The 18,805-nt window shown below is 44.6% G+C and carries 12 protein-coding genes, 1 pseudogene and 1 CRISPR repeat array; of the genes and pseudogenes, 7 read left to right on the forward strand and 6 right to left on the reverse strand.

Features of this window, described 5'->3' with window-relative positions:
• Positions 1 to 13: 13 nt before the first annotated feature.
• Positions 14 to 112: pseudogene (locus tag ACT7WV_RS25805) on the reverse strand (DinB family protein); the annotation flags it as partial.
• 303 nt (positions 113 to 415) lie between these two features.
• Here ACT7WV_RS25805 and ACT7WV_RS03725 point away from each other — a divergent pair.
• Positions 416 to 1,738: a hypothetical protein gene (locus ACT7WV_RS03725; RefSeq protein ID WP_445101606.1), complete on the forward strand. Its 1,323-nt coding sequence runs from the start codon at positions 416 to 418 to the stop codon at positions 1,736 to 1,738.
• A gap of 81 nt (positions 1,739 to 1,819) precedes the next feature.
• On the opposite strand, the gene ACT7WV_RS03730 is transcribed toward ACT7WV_RS03725, so the two are convergent.
• A complete protein-coding gene (locus tag ACT7WV_RS03730) occupies positions 1,820 to 2,002 on the reverse strand; it encodes a CsbD family protein (protein ID WP_445101607.1) in 183 nt (60 codons plus the stop codon).
• A 110-nt stretch (positions 2,003 to 2,112) separates the two neighbouring features.
• Positions 2,113 to 2,388: a GlsB/YeaQ/YmgE family stress response membrane protein gene (locus tag ACT7WV_RS03735; RefSeq protein ID WP_445101608.1), complete on the reverse strand. Its 276-nt coding sequence runs from the start codon at positions 2,386 to 2,388 to the stop codon at positions 2,113 to 2,115.
• A gap of 444 nt (positions 2,389 to 2,832) precedes the next feature.
• Between ACT7WV_RS03735 and ACT7WV_RS03740 the strand changes: the two genes are divergently transcribed.
• From ACT7WV_RS03740 to ACT7WV_RS03750, 3 genes are read left to right on the forward strand one after another with little or no spacing between them, the layout of a single operon-like run.
• Complete coding sequence (locus tag ACT7WV_RS03740; protein ID WP_445101609.1) at positions 2,833 to 5,955, forward strand: efflux RND transporter permease subunit; 3,123 nt, start codon at positions 2,833 to 2,835, stop codon at positions 5,953 to 5,955.
• A 58-nt stretch (positions 5,956 to 6,013) separates the two neighbouring features.
• Positions 6,014 to 6,523 carry a hypothetical protein gene (locus ACT7WV_RS03745; RefSeq protein WP_445101610.1) on the forward strand — a complete coding sequence of 170 codons (510 nt, stop codon included), beginning with the start codon at positions 6,014 to 6,016 and terminating at the stop codon, positions 6,521 to 6,523.
• A 26-nt stretch (positions 6,524 to 6,549) separates the two neighbouring features.
• Entirely contained in the window at positions 6,550 to 7,470 is a 921-nt protein-coding gene (locus ACT7WV_RS03750) for a hypothetical protein (RefSeq protein WP_445101611.1), read from the forward strand.
• Between the two features lie 440 nt (positions 7,471 to 7,910).
• Here ACT7WV_RS03750 and gghA read toward each other — a convergent pair whose 3' ends face one another.
• Both gghA and glgB read right to left on the reverse strand, forming a co-directional pair.
• The gene (gene gghA / locus ACT7WV_RS03755) at positions 7,911 to 10,448 is read right to left on the reverse strand and encodes a glucosylglycerol hydrolase (protein WP_445101612.1); all 2,538 of its coding nucleotides are present in this window, start codon (positions 10,446 to 10,448) and stop codon (positions 7,911 to 7,913) included.
• Positions 10,449 to 10,502: 54 nt separating this feature from the next.
• The gene (gene glgB / locus ACT7WV_RS03760) at positions 10,503 to 12,791 is read right to left on the reverse strand and encodes a 1,4-alpha-glucan branching protein GlgB (RefSeq protein ID WP_445101613.1); all 2,289 of its coding nucleotides are present in this window, start codon (positions 12,789 to 12,791) and stop codon (positions 10,503 to 10,505) included.
• Between the two features lie 347 nt (positions 12,792 to 13,138).
• Here glgB and ACT7WV_RS03765 point away from each other — a divergent pair, with 347 nt between their 5' ends.
• From ACT7WV_RS03765 to ACT7WV_RS03775, 3 genes are all read left to right on the forward strand, one after another.
• The gene (locus ACT7WV_RS03765; RefSeq protein WP_445101614.1) at positions 13,139 to 14,785 is read left to right on the forward strand and encodes an efflux RND transporter periplasmic adaptor subunit; all 1,647 of its coding nucleotides are present in this window, start codon (positions 13,139 to 13,141) and stop codon (positions 14,783 to 14,785) included.
• Between the two features lie 257 nt (positions 14,786 to 15,042).
• Positions 15,043 to 15,362: a CRISPR direct-repeat array (repeat unit 37 nt; unit sequence ATTCCAATAACCTCTAATCCCTATTAGGGATTGAAAC).
• Positions 15,363 to 15,434: 72 nt separating this feature from the next.
• Positions 15,435 to 15,788 carry a MerR family transcriptional regulator gene (locus tag ACT7WV_RS03770; protein WP_445101615.1) on the forward strand — a complete coding sequence of 118 codons (354 nt, stop codon included), beginning with the start codon at positions 15,435 to 15,437 and terminating at the stop codon, positions 15,786 to 15,788.
• Positions 15,789 to 15,903: 115 nt separating this feature from the next.
• Positions 15,904 to 17,268 (forward strand): RNA-guided endonuclease InsQ/TnpB family protein, encoded by a 1,365-nt coding sequence (locus ACT7WV_RS03775; protein WP_445101616.1) that lies wholly within the window; start codon positions 15,904 to 15,906, stop codon positions 17,266 to 17,268.
• Between the two features lie 218 nt (positions 17,269 to 17,486).
• On the opposite strand, the gene ACT7WV_RS03780 is transcribed toward ACT7WV_RS03775, so the two are convergent.
• A complete protein-coding gene (locus tag ACT7WV_RS03780) occupies positions 17,487 to 18,734 on the reverse strand; it encodes an MFS transporter (RefSeq protein ID WP_445101617.1) in 1,248 nt (415 codons plus the stop codon).
• Between the last annotated feature and the right edge of the window lie 71 nt (positions 18,735 to 18,805).

The raw sequence follows: 18,805 nt of genomic DNA on the forward strand, positions 1-18,805 counted from the left end.
GCATGCTTATTACTTAAGGACTAATGAGGCGATGCATATCGAGAACTGGAAGTGTAACCTCAGTTTGGGTCAGCATATCGTGAATTTGTCCGCAGTGGTGTGTCTGATGATTCTTCGCTATCCCGACTCCGCTATGCTCAAGTCGGGGATGGCATCTATCGTTTTTCACCCCTAAGCCCCCAACTAAAACAGCTTTGTAGTCGATAAATCCGTGCAACCCTAGCAAATGACCACCTAGCTTGATTGTTTTTTAGACGCCTTTTGACCAGCGGCAAATCTAAATCCCTAGTTTGACTGGTGTGTAGCGCTTGACTCCTCCGTTTCAGGCAAACACTACTAAAGTTGTTACCCTGAAAGGGAGTACTTAAAGCTAGATGCTTGTAATCTAGTACTGTCGAAACTTGACGTAAAATTTGTGGATGCAATCTTCGAGCGAGCCCAGGAATTGAAGCAAGCCTTAACTCAATTTGTGTTTGAGGCAGAAGGAGAATTAGCAGTAGCTTTAGAGGCCTATGCTGCTGAACATTCTCCCAGAGACAGCTACGATATTAAACAGCGCAACCTAGTAATTGATACTTTTCTGAGTGAGGGGCAAGTTGGGAATCAAACACCTTTGGAGCTATTTTTAGAAAGCCATCCTGAGTTAACTGATAATGAGCGCACCTTAGTAACTAACTGGCAGCGCAGTTTCACTGGTTTGTTTGAAATCAGCCAAATACTTCCTGATGGCTTTGAGCTAATGAACTGGCTTACTGCTAAACACTACATTGTTGCCCAAAATAATCCCACAGCCGCAGAAGAAATGGGACGGTGGAAAACAGGCGAAATTTTACTTACCCGCATTGCACCAGTTACTAATAACCACTGGATGTTTTTTGGCCCTGGTATTTCTAAAGGTAAGCCAGGTAAACCAAAGCTAGCGGTAGCTATTGGTGAATTTAAGCAAAACTACAAGAATAATCTTTATAGTGATGCTCCGGAATTATTAGAGCAATCTTGGGAATCAGTTGCCCGATATCATCAGCAATTTATTGAATCTTTTGGCAGCAATCAGGTTACTCTGCCAGGATATCAGCTCAATAAAAAAATTACTGAAATTCAAGAAAAAATGTCCAAGGAAACCTTGGCAGCGGCGGGTATTGATGGCTCTAAATCCCTCAAAGAAATTGCTCAAGAAGCCGGAGCAGATGAAGAAGAAATTACGGCCGCAGCAGTAGAAGCCGGTGCTGATGCTCAAGAAGTTGTTAAAGCTTTTAATAGCAAGGGAAAATCATCAATGGTTATCCCTAAGGTTGACTTACCTGAAGAGATTAGAAAGGCTGAACAAGTAACGGCTTTTTCTCATCCTCGGTGGGGTCAAACATTTCTTCCCACATACCCTAAGTTCCAGGCAATGCTGGAAGCTGAGGACTGGCAAAGTTATCCCAATGCCGAGATGTTGGTGCGCAAATATCTCGAAGATCCTCAAATTAATTTCTTCATCTGGCAGCAACTGCAAGAGCAATACCCAACTCAGCTAGAAAAAGTACTGCAAACAGTACTACAACGTCCAGATTTTAGTCTTCAGCACGATTTAGAGGCGACACTTCAAGAGTTCCACAAACCTGTAGAACCAGAACTCCCAGAAACAGCCAGTGTACCTCAACATTTGCATGATCTTTTTGAGTCGGCTGTTGCCCAGGTTCACAAATCTAAGTCTAAAGGTAAAGGTAAAAAGAAAACTGCCCAAGGGTTTTAATCAGGAACTCTCACTTCCTTAAAAAGAGTAGAGGTGACGAAGATTTCGTCACCCCTAACTGGAAAACTAAGCCTACAATCACTAGTCGATTGCCTTCTTAATTTCGTCCTTGACATTCTCTACAGAGTGTTGCACACGAGCTTCAGCTTGCTTAGCTTTTCCTTGAGCCTTGTCTTCAGGATTGCCAGTAACTTCACCGACTATTTCCTGGGCTTTTCCTTCGATGTTTTTTGCAGTTGCTCTTAATCTATCTTCTGTACTCACGATACTTACCTCTAAGTTATTGATTTTTTGCCAGGAAAATTCTTGGACTTTGGACTAACGTAAATTACCTTCGTCTAATTCAAGCTTGCCCGTTCAATTAGCTTTAAGGCTTAGGCAGTTTGACGAGTGAACAAACCCCAAAGGAAAATTAGCAGCATAGCTCCTAGTACCGCAAAGATGATACCAGGGATGCTTAGTATTCCGGCTGAGGCGGCTGCCGCACCACTACTCCCCAAGAGAAGTTGACCTAGATAACCCCCAAGAATAGCACCCAAGATTCCTAAGCCAATGGTGGCAAAAATACCGCCGCCTTGATGTCCTGGATAAATTAGTTTTGCTAGAGCACCAGCAATTAGACCTAAAACTAGCCAAGCAATGATATTCACGAAACTTTCTCCTAAACTTTGTTTGTACTGTTTTATCGTTGATACTTTTTATAGTATGACTGTCCTTAAATACCAACATCTACCGTAGGGTATAAAATAAAAATGTGTATAAAATATCTTCTTTTACTCAGCAATATATCAAGTTCAAAAATAACTAATTAAAACTTCTGATTGCCACGGCTTTTTGTTGCTCTTTTTTTAACTGTTTAATTAACTGCAAAAAAACACGGCTAAAAAATTACATAGGTATAAGATTAAGGCGTTAAAACTCTCAAAGCCGATATTGCCAATTCCCCGCAAGACCGATGCAGAATTGCCAAATTAGGCTCAAAATCACCTCTAATTCCTATTTCCACGGGTGAAGTGACAGCCTATTTCATGCTGATTTCATATTCCTGTGGCAGCTTGTTGATCAGGCGCTTCTCGTGCAAACCTGATACCAAAATGCTCAACGCCATTCTTAAGTGGTCAATTGCCCAACGCTGGTTAGTCGTTATTGCAGCTATTATTGTTACAGTTTGGGGTTTTCGCACTGTTTCCCGGATGCCTTTGGATGTTTTCCCTAACTTTGCTCCCCCTCAAGTCGAAATTCAAACCGAAGCACCAGGACTCGCCCCGGAAGAAGTCGAATCCCTAGTTACTTTACCCATAGAAAGCGCCATCAACGGCACTCCCGGCGTAGAAATTGTACGCTCTGCTTCCGCAGTGGGCATTTCTGTGGTAAAAATTACCTTTAACTGGAACACAGATATCTATCGTGCTCGCCAGTTAGTCACCGAACGCTTGCAACAAGCCGCCAGTAAATTACCAGCAGGCATAGAAACACCGCAAATTTCCCCCCTCTCTTCTCCCATCGGCACTATTTTGCAGTACGCCTTCACCGTAGAAGAACAGGGAAAAACTACTCTGATGGACGTACGACAACTAGTTGATTTAGAAATTACTAACCAACTATTAGCCGTACCAGGTGTAACTCAAGTTATCGCCTATGGAGGAGACGTTCGTCAGTATCAAGTACTTGTTGACACCGCCAAACTAACAGCTTTTGATGTATCCTTAGCAGAAGTCACAACCGCCGCTCAAGCAGCCAACACCAATGCTGCTGGTGGCTTCCTCATTAGTCCAGATCAAGAACTGCTAATCCGAGGCATTGGGCGTGTTGAATCGATCGCAGATTTAGCTCAATCTGTTGTAGCATCCCACAATGGTACACCAGTATTGCTCTCCGATGTCGCTGATCTCCGCATTGGCGCTGCACTCAAGCGGGGTGATGGCAGTTTAGACGGCAAAAGGGCAATTGTCGTCATGGTCAATAAACAGCCTCTGGCAGATACTCCCAGCGTCACCCAAGCAGTTGAGGTGGTGATGGAGGAGATTAAACCTAGCTTACCTCCAGATGTCAAAGTTCAGGTGACTTTCCGCCAGTCAGACTTTATTGATGCTTCCATTGCCAACGTCACCAATTCCCTGCGGGATGGCATTATTATTGTCTCGATTATTCTGTTAATGTTTCTGATGAATTGGCGCACCGCCATGATCACCCTCAGCGCCATTCCCCTGTCTCTGTTAATTGGCTTGATGATCATGAACTTATTTGGTCAAGCCATTAATACTATGACTTTGGGAGGATTAGCCGTCGCCATTGGTTCGGTGGTGGATGACTCTATTGTAGATATGGAGAACTGCTACCGGGGTTTACGCAAAAATCAAGTAGCGACTAATCCGATAAATCCCTTGCAAGTCGTCTACAACACCTCAGTGGAAGTGCGGGTGAGTGTCTTATTTTCCACAGTAATTATTGCTGTTGTCTTCGCCCCTATCTTCTCCCTTACAGGAGTCGAAGGCCGAATTTTTGCCCCCATGGGAGTGGCCTATTTAGTCTCAATTTTTGCCTCTACCTTGGTAGCATTAACCCTCAGTCCCGCCTTATGTGCTTTTCTATTAGCTAATCAGCAACTGCCGGAAGAAGAAACCTGGGTAACGCGACTTTGCCAAAGATTGTACTGCCCTTTACTAAGGTTTTCTCTCAAAGCCCCCAGTATTGTCTTAGTAACAGCCGTGGCAGCATTTGTCGCCTCGCTGATTATCTTTACTTCCTTAGGAAGGGTATTTTTGCCGGAATTTCAGGAGAAATCCCTAGTAAATGCCATGCTATTGTATCCCGGCAGTTCTTTAGAAATGACTAATCGGGCAGGATTTGCGATCGCAAACGGCCTCAAAAATGACCCTAACTTCGACTCAGTGCAACTGCGTTCAGGAAGAGCACCAGGAGATGCGGATGCAGGTAGTGTAACCCTAGGACACTTAGATATTGAAATTTCTCAACAAGGAATGAAAGATCGTGAGGCAACAATTGAACGCCTGCGACAAGAATTTGCCAAATTACCGGGAGTTGCCCCCAATATCGGCGGTTTTATCTCGCACCGCATGGACGAAGTACTCTCAGGAGTCAGAAGTGCAATTGCCGTAAAAATCTTTGGCCCAGATTTGTCAGAACTACGTCACATCGGCGCTGAAGTTCGAGACACCATGACTGAGATTCCGGGAATTGTAGACTTGCTTCTCGAACCCCAAGTACCCGTTAAACAAGTACAAATTAAATTTGACCGTGCTGCCGCTGCCCGTTATGGTTTGAATGTCGGTGATTTATCAGAAATTGTTGAAACTGCCCTCAATGGCCGTGTCGTCTCTCAAGTCTTAGAAAAGCAACAATTATTTGACTTAGTAGTCTGGTTAAAAGAAGAATACCGCAATAACCTAGACACCATCAGTAATATCTTAGTTGATACCCCCAACGGCAGCAAAATTCCCCTCGCCCAAGTTGCTAAAATTAACTATGGTACTGGCCCCAACACGATCAACCGCGAAAATGTTTCTCGCCTCATAGTCGTCTCCGCCAACGTTACAGGCAGAGATTTAGGCAGTGTAGTGGCCCAAATTCAAGCACAACTGAAAAAAGCAGTACAGTTACCCCCCGGCTATTTTATCCAGTATGGGGGGCAGTTTGAATCCGAACAACGAGCCAGCCAAAATCTCTTAGTGTATGGTAGTTTAGCGCTAATTGCGATCGCTATTCTCATGTACTTTGCTGTCAAATCCCTTTCAGCAACTATGATGATTATGCTGAATTTACCCCTGGCCATTACCGGCGGCATTTTTTCTGTGGCCCTCGGCGGTGGTGTTCTTTCTGTGGCCTCAATGGTAGGATTTATCACCCTGTTCGGTGTTGCCACCCGTAACGGCTTACTCCTAGTGGACAACTATAACAGCAAACTAGCTCAAGGAAAGCCCCTTAAGTACGTAGTATATCAAGGGTCAATGGAAAGACTCGTGGCAATTTTGATGACAGCACTAACCTCCGCACTAGGTATGATTCCCCTAGTAATTGGCACAGGCGCAGGCAAAGAAATCTTGCAACCCTTAGCAGTAGTTGTCCTGGGAGGACTATTTAGTTCTACAGCACTAACACTGCTAGTACTTCCCGCCTTGTATGCTCAATTTGGCAACTTCCTAATAGCCAAACCAGCCATCCATCACAGCAGCCAAAAAACAGCCGATGCGGGATAAAGGGGAAGAGAAACTACTATCTATCAAGGCAATTTCAAATAAACAAAAAGCAAAAAATATGAAACTTACCCAGACAAAATTACTACTTATTATTAGTACCTTAGGATTAACCTTGCTAACAGCTTGCGGCAACAATACACAGGCAGATAATCCTCAATCTACAGATGTCGCTGCTAATAGCCCAAATGCAGCTACTTCACCAGCAACAACTACCAAACCCAGCCAAGAAAACGCCGAAAATCATGATGATGGTCACTCCCAAGGCGGTCAAGTAGTCGAATCAGGGCCCTACCACTTAGAACTTTTGCCCATTGTCGAAAATCAAGGAGTTCACTTAGACTTTTTCCTACAAAATGGTGATGACCACCAAGCAATTCCTGATGCTAATGTCAAAGCTCAAATTCAGTCTCCCGGTGGTGAATCCCAAACTGTTGACTTCACCTATGACGCTGCTGATAAACATTACGAAGCTGTGTTACCCCAAGCCGAACCCGGTGAGTATCAAGTAGCTGTCCAGACAGATATTAACGGAGAAAAAGTCAACGGTCGTTTTTCTTTCAAAAAGTAAACTTAAACTATATAGGAAAATATTCCATGAATTATTTTACTAGCGCCTTTTTATTAATAGCTACTTCCAGCATATTAATCACCCAAGGTTGTTCAGCACCCGTTAAATCTGACGAAACCAAACAGATGGGTGACCATAACGGACACCAGATGAACCATGGTAATGGTGGACATGAACAAATGCCTACAGGGGATGCTGTTGGCAATGATCATAGCGAGCATTCTCAGGGACATCACACCCCAAGCACGCCAACTAATACCCAAGCCAAACTCACAGTTGACCCAGAAATTAAACCCAATGTCGCCACTAACTTAGTAATTGATGTTCAGGACAAACAAGGACAAGCAATTCCTAAGTTTGACATTTTCCAAGAAAAAATAATGCACCTGATTGTGGTTAGTGATGACCTAGACTTCTTTAGTCATATTCATCCCACCTACCAGGAAAATGGACGCTTTGTTGTAGAGACTAATTTCCCTCAATCCGGCAACTATACTCTTTTTAGTGATTACAAGCCAGCGGGACAAAATGAGGAAGTTTCTGTATTAAAAGCACAAATTCCTGGACAGATGCCCGCTTCATCGGCACTCGACTTGAATCGTACAAAAACTTTAGGGGAAACTAAAGTAAATCTTGTCTTATCACCAGATAAAGTTAAAGCTGGGCAAGAAGTTTCAGTGGCCTTTGATTTAAAAGATAATACTAATAATCAACCCCTAACAGATTTAGAACCTTACTTAGGAGAACTAGGACATTTAGTCATCATTAAACGCTCATCACCCTTGACAAGAGCAGACTATATTCATGCCCACGCCAGCAAAGATGCCCCAGCTGGAGAGGTTCATTTTATGACCAGTTTTCCTCAACCAGGTAAATATAAACTCTGGGGTCAATTTAATCGTGGTGGTGAGATTGTCACTGCAGATTTTTGGGTGGATGTAGAGTAGTTATACCAGTTTCTTTAAGTAGTGCTACAAATACTTGGGCTTGAATTAATAAGCATGCCCTTGAGCGGAGCGAAGGGTAATAGGTAATAGGTTGCTTTTTAGCAAGGCTATCGGTAGCTTGTCTGTATTTTCAGCCTCCTCCCTTATTAACCTTTCCTTCTGTAGCCAGTATCTAGGAAATTGCTATTAATCTAACCCAGACTCACGATTAGAGTGTTGTGATTAATTACCAAAAAAGGCAGGAGTTAGATTGTCGCTTCGCGTGCTAATGGTTGATGGAGAATGGTTAATTGAGGCTATAAGCCAGATTTTGGTGTTAAAAGCTCAATTTTCCCTTTTCTATTAACCATTTGCTGTCACCAATCTTCAATTTTCCTCCTGCCGATTGAACCCAAAACCAAGCCGAGTAACGCTATGGTGTTGGGCCTGCGGCGAAAAAACTAAACACGTTCTAAAATTAAAGCTTGAGTATCCTTTAGTTCCAGAACCTGTAAATCAGCTAAATTATCCCCAACTTCTATGCCAGGGGAAGCGATCGCCACTCGCCACTCACTCAGATCCAACTGCAGCCAATCGGCAATTGTGGCATTGATCGGTTCACCCCCCAGATGAGCAATCATGGCTATCTGTTTAGGTTCTCCTTGCTGAGACTCCTCCATTGGCTGAGTACGCAAACCGTAGAAAATTGTCCGTTCTTCATCACTAACGCGGTTAAAGCGATCGCTTTCTGACAAATTTTCCCGTAGCCAAGGGTTAGCCTGACGGAAGCGGCGCAGTGCTAAATTAAAAGCCGTCAACTCTGGCTTGAGATGTGCCTCTTGATGCCAAACATTACAAGCCTCGTGCATGTCTTCCATAAACGCCTTGGCAAAAACCTTCAGCTTGCCGACATCCAACTCAGTCAACACCTGAGACTTATTGGGGACATTGAGTTTTTGCAATTGAGCCGCTGAACGTCGCTGACTAGCTTCTCGCTTCACTTGCTCAGAATCAGACTCAGCACCTAAGTAGCGTTGGCACAAATCAGCCACTTCTCCTAAGTCGTAATTTGTTTCCTCAATGGCATGGTAAAGTCCCTGCATAAACTGGCGCAGTTCATCTAGTTTGCCAAAGCCAAGCTGCTTGAGGCGTAGGAAAATATCTGTATGGCTGTAGAGTTCCGGTTCTAGCTGCCAGTCTAAAAATCCCGCCTCTTCTGCCACAACTTTTACACCATAGCGGTCATCAGTATTGCGGAAAAAGCCCCACGGAGCTTGCATTGTACAATTAATAAAGTCCATGGGCAAACCCGGACTAAAACCGTAAACAAAAGTAGTGACTGCTGGATTATCGTAGGCGTTATTGAGCACTTCTGGTAAAGTGCTGCCCAAATTCCAGTTAATCGGTAAATCCGGCTGCACCTGAGTGCCTCGACGCAGCGTGTCATGGTTGCCGCAACCCGTAATCCAGTTAGCACCAAGCTGCATTACTTCGCAAATTCGACGCCACTTATTATCCCAAAACTTTTTCAACCCAGGAGTATTGTGGGCGAAAATCAGTGGCCCCCACTGAAAAGCCTCCGGCAGAAACTCCACGATATCACGATAGGTAGAAATTTCTTCCCACCCCTGAGCGGGCCAGGGTCGGCCATCTTCAAAAATGGCAAAGAGTTGCCGTTGATAAGTACCAATTTCCTGTGGTACTACTGCCATATCTCTCAGATAAGCGTCATCGTACTCCACTTCACCAGAAAATGGATTAAAGAACTTAAAGTCCTGAGCACCATCAACACGAATACCATCAGCCCCCAGATTACTTTTGCGCCGTTGCATTTCCAGCAAAATTGCCCGCACTGTTGGGTTCTGATGATTGAGATCCTGACCATACATATTTGGCCCTTTAAGGAAGCGACCATTGAGCAAGTCTAGGGCTTGATTATCTGCATGGCCATAAACAATGTCAAAAATCACCTGAATCGGGCCAGTGGGAAAGTTGTGCAGAGTAGCAATAAACTCCACTAACTCATCCGGGCGCAACGTCTCTAAAATGGCTGGATTGGTTGCCGAGGAGCCGAAAATCGGAATATCATAGCCCCAGTTCTGGGTATCAGGCTTTTTGAGCGTGATTTTGATATCTTCAGTTTCGTATTCAACCTCCTCTGTTTCCGGATCCATTTCGTAGAGGTCATCTTCCTCGAACAAGAAAAACCCTTGTCCAAGGTCATTTTCTACTCGATACTCAACCGTTGGTTCAATCGGCAACAGTTGCACCGCCTCGTAACCCACGTAGTTCTGCTCAGCAGGAGTCAGGGGTTGATTAGCTGTTAACTTGTCGGCAATGCGGCGGTAGATACGATTCAAGCCTGCCAGAGAGCCTTCTGGGGAGGAAGTACTCACGTGTAACTGTAAAATATTGTGAGGCCGATTGACGGGAATTATTCCTGCTTCGTTGGTTTCCCCTTGACCAAAATAGTTGAGGTCTGCTCGGTTTTGTTGCAGAGTATCTATGTCATAAAGTTCAGCGGGAGCATAAACTCCATAAGGCAGGGAATAAGCTAAGAAATCGCCAATTGTACGCACCTCATTATCGAAATCTAGGTAACAGAGCCAATAAAATGAACCCATCTGGTCTTTAGTTCCGGGCCGCATTCCAGAAACTACACCCCAAAAATATTCACCCTGTTTTTCTAGCTGTAAATGCTCTCGATGGAACTTTACCTTTTGTCGAGATGCTGTTAGGTCAATTGGGTCTAGGGGAGTGAGTACCTCTAGATAGATATTTTTCGGCTGGAACATATCCGCCGCCAATTCCGGTGTCCAAAAACCAATTTCGGTTAGTCCATCTGAGCGATAATGAGCACCCAGTTTGGCAGCTAAAATTTGAGCTTTGCCGAAAATTGTCTCCTCTGAGAGATGCACTTGTTCAGCCCAAGTTAGTAACTCTTTGGTTGCATCTTCAGCTAATGAAATTTTCGGTTTGGCTTTAGTTTGAACAATCACAAAAAGTTTCCCCTGAACAAAAATTTACTTACTAGAGTTATTGCTGTATCAAGGTTAATCAGTTGCTCCTGCCACCGTTTTTTGAGCATCCAACTTCAGCACCAATACTCCCAAAGGTGGCAAGGAAAGGTCAAGGTAGTATGGCCACTTAGGATGAGACCATTCTCCCGTCCATTGACCACCCATGTTGCCCATACCACTGCCACCGTATTCGCTGGCGTCACTGTTCAAGATTTCTGCATAGAAGCCTGCTTTGGGCACACCAACCCAGTAATTAGAGTGGGGCTTTGGAGTGAAGTTACAAACTGTAACAATGAAGTCGTCTGAATCCTTCGCCTTACGCATGAAGGAGACAACGCTATTCTCTGCGTCATTACATTCAATCCACTCAAACCCTTCATGGGAAAAGTCTTGAGTATAGAGTGACCTTTGACTACGATAAAGCTGATGGAGGTCTGACAGGAAGCGCTTGAGTTGTTGGTGTGGTTCAGTTTGCAGTAAACCCCAGTCTAAATCGTGCCAGACATTCCACTCACTTCTTTGCCCGAATTCCATACCCATGAACAGGGTTTTCTTGCCGGGATGAGTATACATGTAGGAATAAAGGCAACGGAGATTAGCGAATTTTTGCCAATCATCTCCCGGCATTTTACTCAGCAGGTTGCCCTTACCGTGTACCACTTCATCATGGGAAAGTGCGAGCATAAAGTTCTCGCTGAAAGCATACATGATGCTGAAGGTGACGCTATTTTGATGGTACTTACGGTAGACAGGATCTTTGCTGAAGTAGTCCAGCATATCGTGCATCCAGCCCATATTCCACTTGAAGCTGAAACCCAAACCTCCCAAATAAGTGGGACGGGATACCAGTGGCCAAGCGGTGGATTCTTCTGCGATGGAAAGAATGCCGGGGTAGTAGCTGAAAATCAAATAATTTAGCTGGCGCAGGAAGTCTGCCGCTTCTAGGTTCTCATTGCCGCCGTACTGGTTGGGAATCCATTCACCATCCTCACGGTCGTAGTCTAAGTAAAGCATGGAAGCCACGGCGTCCACACGAATCCCATCAATGTGGTACTTATCAAACCAAAATAAAGCGTTGGAGACCAAAAAGTTGCGGACTTCATTACGGGCATAGTTAAAGATGAGGGTTCCCCATTCTTTATGTTCGCCTTTACGGGGGTCAGCATGCTCATAGAGATGAGTGCCGTCAAAAAAAGCTAGACCATGGCTATCTTTAGGAAAGTGGCCAGGCACCCAGTCCACAATCACACCAATGTCATTTTGGTGGCACTGGTCAATGAAATACATCAAATCTTGAGGAGTGCCGTGGCGGGAAGTACAGGTATAGTAGCCTGCTACTTGGTAACCCCAAGAACCATCGTAGGGATGTTCGGCAATGGGCAAAAGTTCAATGTGGGTAAAGCCCAATTCCTTAACGTAGGGAATCAAGTGGTCGGCCAATTCCCGGTAGGTAAGGAAGCGTCCCTCTGGCTTCTGGGAAACTCTGACCACTGACCCGGATTCACCATTAGGCTGTGTTGGCGGGTTCTCTGCCCCAGTGTGCAGCCAAGAACCTAAGTGAACCTCATAGACGGAAATTGGTTGTTCTTGGGGTTCAGTGTGGCGGCGTTTTTCTAGCCAATCTTGGTCATGCCAAGTGTAAGTATCTAAGTTATTGACAATGGAGGCGGTTTGTGGCCTAACTTCCTGCTCAAAGCCGTAGGGGTCGGATTTATGGTACATATGTCCGACGGGGTTCTTGACCTCGTACTTGTAGTGCTCTCCTACTCCTAGTTGAGGGATGAACAATTGCCAAATGCCATTGCCAGTTTTGCCCATCTGGTGTTCTCTTCCATCCCAGTTGTTGAAGTCACCGACAACTGAGACATTCCGGGCATTGGGAGCCCAAACGGCAAAATGAACTCCTTTGACGCCCTTGACTTCTGTCAGATGAGCACCTAACTTCTCGTAGATGCGGTGATGGTTGCCCTCGGCAAATAAGTGAATGTCAAGATCAGTCAAGCGGGGGGAACGAAAGGCGTAGGGGTCATAAATCACCCGTTCGTGATCGCCTTCTTTGACCCGTAGCAGATAATTTGCCAGTTCTTTGGTGTCAATTTGACATTCAAAAAAATGGGGATGATTTATGGATTGCATCGCGTGTTCTGTCCGTTCTTCTGGACAGATTACCCATACGGCATCGGCATTGGGCAGGTAAGCCCGAACAACCCAACTGATTTTGCCATCGATCTCAACAGGATGAGAGCCTAGCACTTCAAACGGGTCTTGATGTTGATTGCCGATAATCCGTTCGATTTGCTCACGGGCAATAGTAATTGGCATAGGACTATCTACCTAGTTGTTCTCTAGACTCAATAGTAATCAACATTCAGGAACTAGCAATAGGCATACTTGCTATTCTGAACTTCAATGGGTGCGCCAATCGTTAATTGAAACTAGTCTCTTCAATTTGTTCGTTTGTCCTTCGGCTATGCTTCGCTTTCCGCGTAGCGTCTTTGAAAGGAGAGGACACACCTCAAGCAAAGCGAAGGACAGGTTAATCGAGATGCATACATTATATTAAAGAGCAGGTTCTATTTAAAGCATTGTTTCATCCTGATTTCACATTTACTTGCCACATTAGATAGCATCCCCGCACCTGCCAAGCAAAACAGTACAAGAGCGAACTCATGCACCAGCAACAGGCAAAAAAACTGATCTCTTCGGCTTTTACTGTGTTATTTTTGACCTCTGTAGCGCCAACTGCTGTTTTGGCCCATGCAGGACATGGAAATGAGTTTCAAAGCGGTACTCAGGCGGCGGCTAATCCTCAAGCAATTCCTGTAGATCCGGCAACAGCCAAGCAAATGGGGATTAAAGTTCAGCCCGTTTCTAGTCAGTTGTGGGATGTTGGCATTAAAACTACTGGTCAAATTGAAAGTCAACCTAACCAAAAGGTAGAAGTAACAGCGCCGATTGCCGGGAGGGTGGTTGAGTTACTGGTGGAGCCTGGTGATAAGGTAAATAAAGGTCAACCTGTGGCTGTGATCTCTAGTCCTGAATTAATTCAACTGCGGGTTGAGTCTCTTGATAGACGCACCGAGGCTGAAGCTGCACGACAGGAAGCTGAGGCTAACCTAAAACTAGCCAAGGCAAACTTAGAACGCCAGCGTCAAATTGCCCTAGCTGAAATTGCCGCTGCCCGAACTCAGTTAGAGGTGGCTCAGGAACGGTACGATAAAGATGCCCAATTGGTAAGTGAAGGGGCGCTACCTCGGCGGGAAATGTTGGCATCACAAACCCAGTTAGCAGAAGCTAAAAGTGCCCGAGAAAAGGTCAATAGCCGCAGGGAAGTTTTAGAAGCAGAAGCCGAACTTAAACGGGCCCAAGCTTCTGTTGATGCGGCAAAATCTCGTGGGCAACTGAGTGACACCACCTACAAAACTCGGCTGCAACAACTGAGTACTCCGGCGAATGACCAAGGATTGGTAACGGTACTTGCACCGATTTCTGGTACGGTTGCCCAACGCAGCGTTACCTTGGGTGAATCCTTTGAGGATGCAGGGGGTAAGTTAATGGCGATTGTTAATAATAACCAGGTTTGGGCTACTGCTAATATTTTTGAAAAAGACCTAGAGAAGGTAAAAAAGGGTCAAAAGGTTAGATTAAAGGTTGCTAGTTTACCTAAGCAATTTTTTACGGGTCAGATTACTCAAATAGACTCTGTTGTAGCGCCAGAAACGCGAGTTGTGCCAGTAAGAGCTCAGTTAGATAATTCCGGTGGGCAACTTAAGCCGGGGATGTTTGCGGAACTTGAAGTTTTAACGGATAAGACAAATACTGCGATGTTAGCGATTCCTAGCAGTGCTTTAGTAGATGCTAATGGTCAGCAGTTAGTTTATGTGGAAAATGGTCAAAATTCTTACCAACCTGTGACGGTAATTTTCGGTGAAAGCTTTGGCGATTTGGTTGAGGTTAAGAGTGGTTTGTTTGAAGGTGATCAAGTAGTAGTTGAAGGTGGGATAATGCTTTATGCCCAATCTTTGCGTGGTGGCAGTAAAGCCGATGATCATGGAGAAAACAAGGCAGAAAAACCAGGGGAAACAGTAAGTTTATCTGACCCAATCAAGAGTATTAGTGCTAGTAATTTGCCTTGGTGGTTGGTGTTACCCGCAGGAAGTGCGATCGCATTTGCGGCTTTTTGGGTTGGTCGTCGTTCGTCTAAAAGTGGCAATCAGCAGCATACTGTTAGTTTGGCTGAGTTCTCTGTTGCAGAAGTTGAGCAAGAGCAAGAGTCTAATTCCCCTCAACCAACTCTTAAGCGGTTCCCGCGTTAGTGCCCTATTGCGCGGCTAGGTGGGTGTTTTTTTGAAGCGATGCAGAAATATGGCTGGATGCTTCTCTGCTCAAGGATTTGCAGGGTATAGTCCGAAAAACTCAGCCGCGCAATTCGTGAAAGGCTGACTGTGATAGGTTTTGAGGTATTTTAATTGATGAAGTCTTGCACAAACCAGAGGCTGAAATGCTATAATTTTTCTCAGGCGCGCAATCGAACCATGAAAACTAAATATAGTAAGGGTTTCAGACACCCGCGATTCCAATAACCTCTAATCCCTATTAGGGATTGAAACCCAGTTCCTCCCTGATACGGCACGGCGTGACCCACATTCCAATAACCTCTAATCCCTATTAGGGATTGAAACTCTTCAAAGCGTAGAGCAAAGATATCAAAAAGCATTCCAATAACCTCTAATCCCTATTAGGGATTGAAACATCGGTTCTTCACCTTCCAGGAGGTTGTTATTAAATTCCAATAACCTCTAATCCCTATTAGGGATTGAAACTTGGCAGATACTCTGCCAAGAACGGAATTGCTAATTCCAATAACCTCTAATCCCTATTAGGGGCTGAAACTGAGCTTATTCCCCGTTCCCCAACAAAAATAATGCTTGACTTAGAGTGCACTCTAACTTCTAAGCTAAAAACATGGAACGGGAACTCACCATTCAACAAGTCGCAGAAGCCACAGGGTTAAGTATCCATACCCTGCGCTACTACGAACGTTGTAACCTGATTGCGCCAATCCACCGAGCCAAAAATGGTCATCGACGCTACTCGTCAAAAGACACTAGCTGGATTGAATTCTTAACTCGACTGCGAATGACAGGAATGCCAATTCGCCAGATGCAAGAATATGCAGCATTAATGCGAGAGCAACCCGAAGCCATTCAACAACGCCGAATCATACTAGAAAAACATCAACAGCAAGTTTTAGAACAGCTTGACCAACTTCAACAAAATCGCCAGGATTCCCCCACCTCGAAGCAAATGAGGGTTTAGCTCACAAAGCGCAGGTGGGGGGAGGAATTGCGGGACGGCGTAAGTATGGAGTCGTCCAAGCTACTTGCCATTGCTTCACGACAATGATAGTGTAAGACAACATCGTGAAAGTATCATGGGCCAAACCCTAACTGCCAAATTAAAACTAGAAGTCACCCAGGAGCAAAAAGAACAGCTCCGGGTGACTTCTTTGGCATATAAGGACGCATTGAATTACACATCTGGTGTTGCCTTCGAGATGGGTAAAACCTACAACGGCACCAAGATACAGAAGAAAGTTTATTACACACTGCGGGAGAAGTTTAGACTACCTTCGCAAATGGCTTGTAATGTTCCCCGTCAAGTTGGAGCAACCTATAAGTCATTACGGACAAAGTTGAAGCACAACGAGGAGGCATTTAAAGCGGGTCGTACCAAGAAACGATACAAGGGATTGGATAAACCACCTAAGTACGTTTCTCGTACCTGCACCTTAAATTATCAGCGTGATTACTCATTTATTAAAGACCAGAAAGTAAGTGTCATCACTTTATCTGGTCGAATCAAGGTAAATTATCAGGGATACTCCAAGCATCTTTATCTGATTAATTCTGGAGTAGCCAAAATTGGAGCGGCAAAACTTTGGTACTCACGCGCCAGGAAAACTTACTACTTGTTAGTAAGCATGGAGGTGGAAATACCAGAGCTAACACCGAACAATATAAACAGAGTCATCGGTGTAGATGTTGGGCAGCGCTATATTGCTGTTGCCGCAGATACCCGAAATAAGGCTCAGTTTTTCAGTGGTAAACAGGTGAGGCACAAAGCTTCTCGTTATGTAAAAGCGAGAAGGTCTTTGCAGCGTAAAGGCACCCGTAGTGCAACCAAAAGATTAGTTGCTTTATCTGGACGGGAGAGACGGTTTATCGCTGATACGAATCACTGCATTGCTAAGCAAGTTGCAGAGCCTAACACCCTGATTGGATTGGAGAATCTAACCCATATCCGAGAGCGGACCAAGCCCCAGAAAAAGGGCAAGAAAGCGTCGCACAAACAGCGTAGAGCTAACAGCAACAAGGCTCGTTGGTCATTTGCACAGCTGCACGGCTTTATTGATTACAAGGCTGTGTTGTCTGGAAGTTTGGCTGTCAAAGTAGATGCTCATTATACTTCTCAGGCTTGTCCCTGCTGCGGTCACACATCCAAAGGAAATAGGCCCAACAAGGGTCTAACTTTTGTGTGCCAGCAGTGTGGTTATGTTCTCCATTCCGATTTGATTGGTGCTCGAAATGTTGCACTTAGAGTGTTGCTCTTTCGGCAAGACTGGGAGAGTACGGGGCGTTTTTCAGCCGTCCCTGATGCGTCGTCGGATGAAGGCAAAGCCGATAGCGAAGCGGTAGCGAGGCAACGAGCGTCGCGCCTTTCGAGGTATTCGGAACTGCGCTGGACGATAGATGCAATCTCCACCCTCAGCGAAACGGAGCCGTCAGGCGAAGTGTAGCAGGGTGGAGTCGTTGAAGCAGTAGATATCATCTTAACCGAAGAGGAGTTACAGCAAATAGAAGCAATTGCTCCCCAAGGTGCAGCAGCAGGTAACCGCTATCCTGATATGAGTGCGGTTAATCGATAGGAAAATTGAAAATTGAAAATTGAAAATTGAAAATTGAAAATTGAGCTTTTAACACCAGAATCTGGCTGATAGCCTCAATTTTCAATTAACTATTTAACAATTGAACCGTTTTCTTTTTTTCCACATTGCACCATTGATTTAAGACTCAAGGCAAATCCTGCCGTTAGTAGCGTCAGAACTCCAGTTACCCAGAAGGGAGTGCTGTAGCTAATACTGACTAATAAACCCGCTACCGGAGGGCCAACAGCATTAGAAATGCTCAAGTAAGACGCATTGATGCCCAAAATTTCTCCTTGTTCGCGATCGCTACTATTAGTAGAAAGAATTGAGTTGATTAAGGGTAGAGGAAATGAATTAGTCACCCCTAACATAGCTGCCAAAACCACAAAGATAGAAATCACGGGGAACACAGGAATCAACAAAAATACTACTCCTCGACCTGCGATCGCTACTGCTAAAATATCAGCTAAGTTAAAGCGATTAGTCAGCGGTTCAACTGCAAATACTTGAGTAAAAACACCCACAACACCAATTAAGGTAAAAACAATCGCCAAACTTTGAGCATCTTGATTGAGAACCTTGAGGAAAAAAGGCTGAAAGGCGAAAGTAAAAATCGTAAAAGTGAAGCCACTTAAGAAAGTCAAAAGAAATACTCGACCCAGCTTAGGACGTTTGGCAGATTGAAGAATTTTGCCAAAACCAAACATCTGCCAACTTAATCTAATTGCTTCTCGTTCTAGCAGCGTTTCTGGTAGTAGAAAGAAAGTAAGTACTACTGCCAGTAAAGCAATTATTGCTCCTACAAAAAAGCTCATTCCTAAAGGAGAAACACCAGGAAAAGTAGGCAAGTTTTGAGCGAAATAGCTAATAGCCGGGCCCGTTACAAATCCCATCCGAAAAGCGGCATCAAACAAGCCGAAAGCTTTAGGGCGCTCACTTGGCGTTATCGTATCGCTGATGACGGCTCTAGCAATAGAGGTATTGCCTCCAGTCAAACCATCCAAGATTCTAGCAAGAAAAAGTAGCCAAGCAAAAGGAGTAAAACTAGCCAACAAACTAGCAAAAACCGTCCCTAAAAGACTAACAATTAGCAGCGGTTTGCGTCCCATAAAGTCAGAGAGGCGACCTAAAATAGGAGTAGCAATAAACTGAGCTACCGCATAACTAGTGGTCAGCAAACTCGCTTGAAAATCACTCAGTCCAAATTGTTTGGCGTAGGGATAAAGCAGGGGAATAATAATCGTGAAGCTGACCGAGTTAATAAAAGCAATTAGGGCAACAATCCAAAACTTTGCTGGTAAGTCAAACTTGGCTTTTAAGTTTTCAAATATGCCCATTAGCAGCCTCAACAAAAAGTATTATAACCATCTTAGCTGAACTATGAAAGCTGCCCATTTTTCATCAATTT

This window comes from Symploca atlantica LB2515 (genome assembly GCF_052546295.1).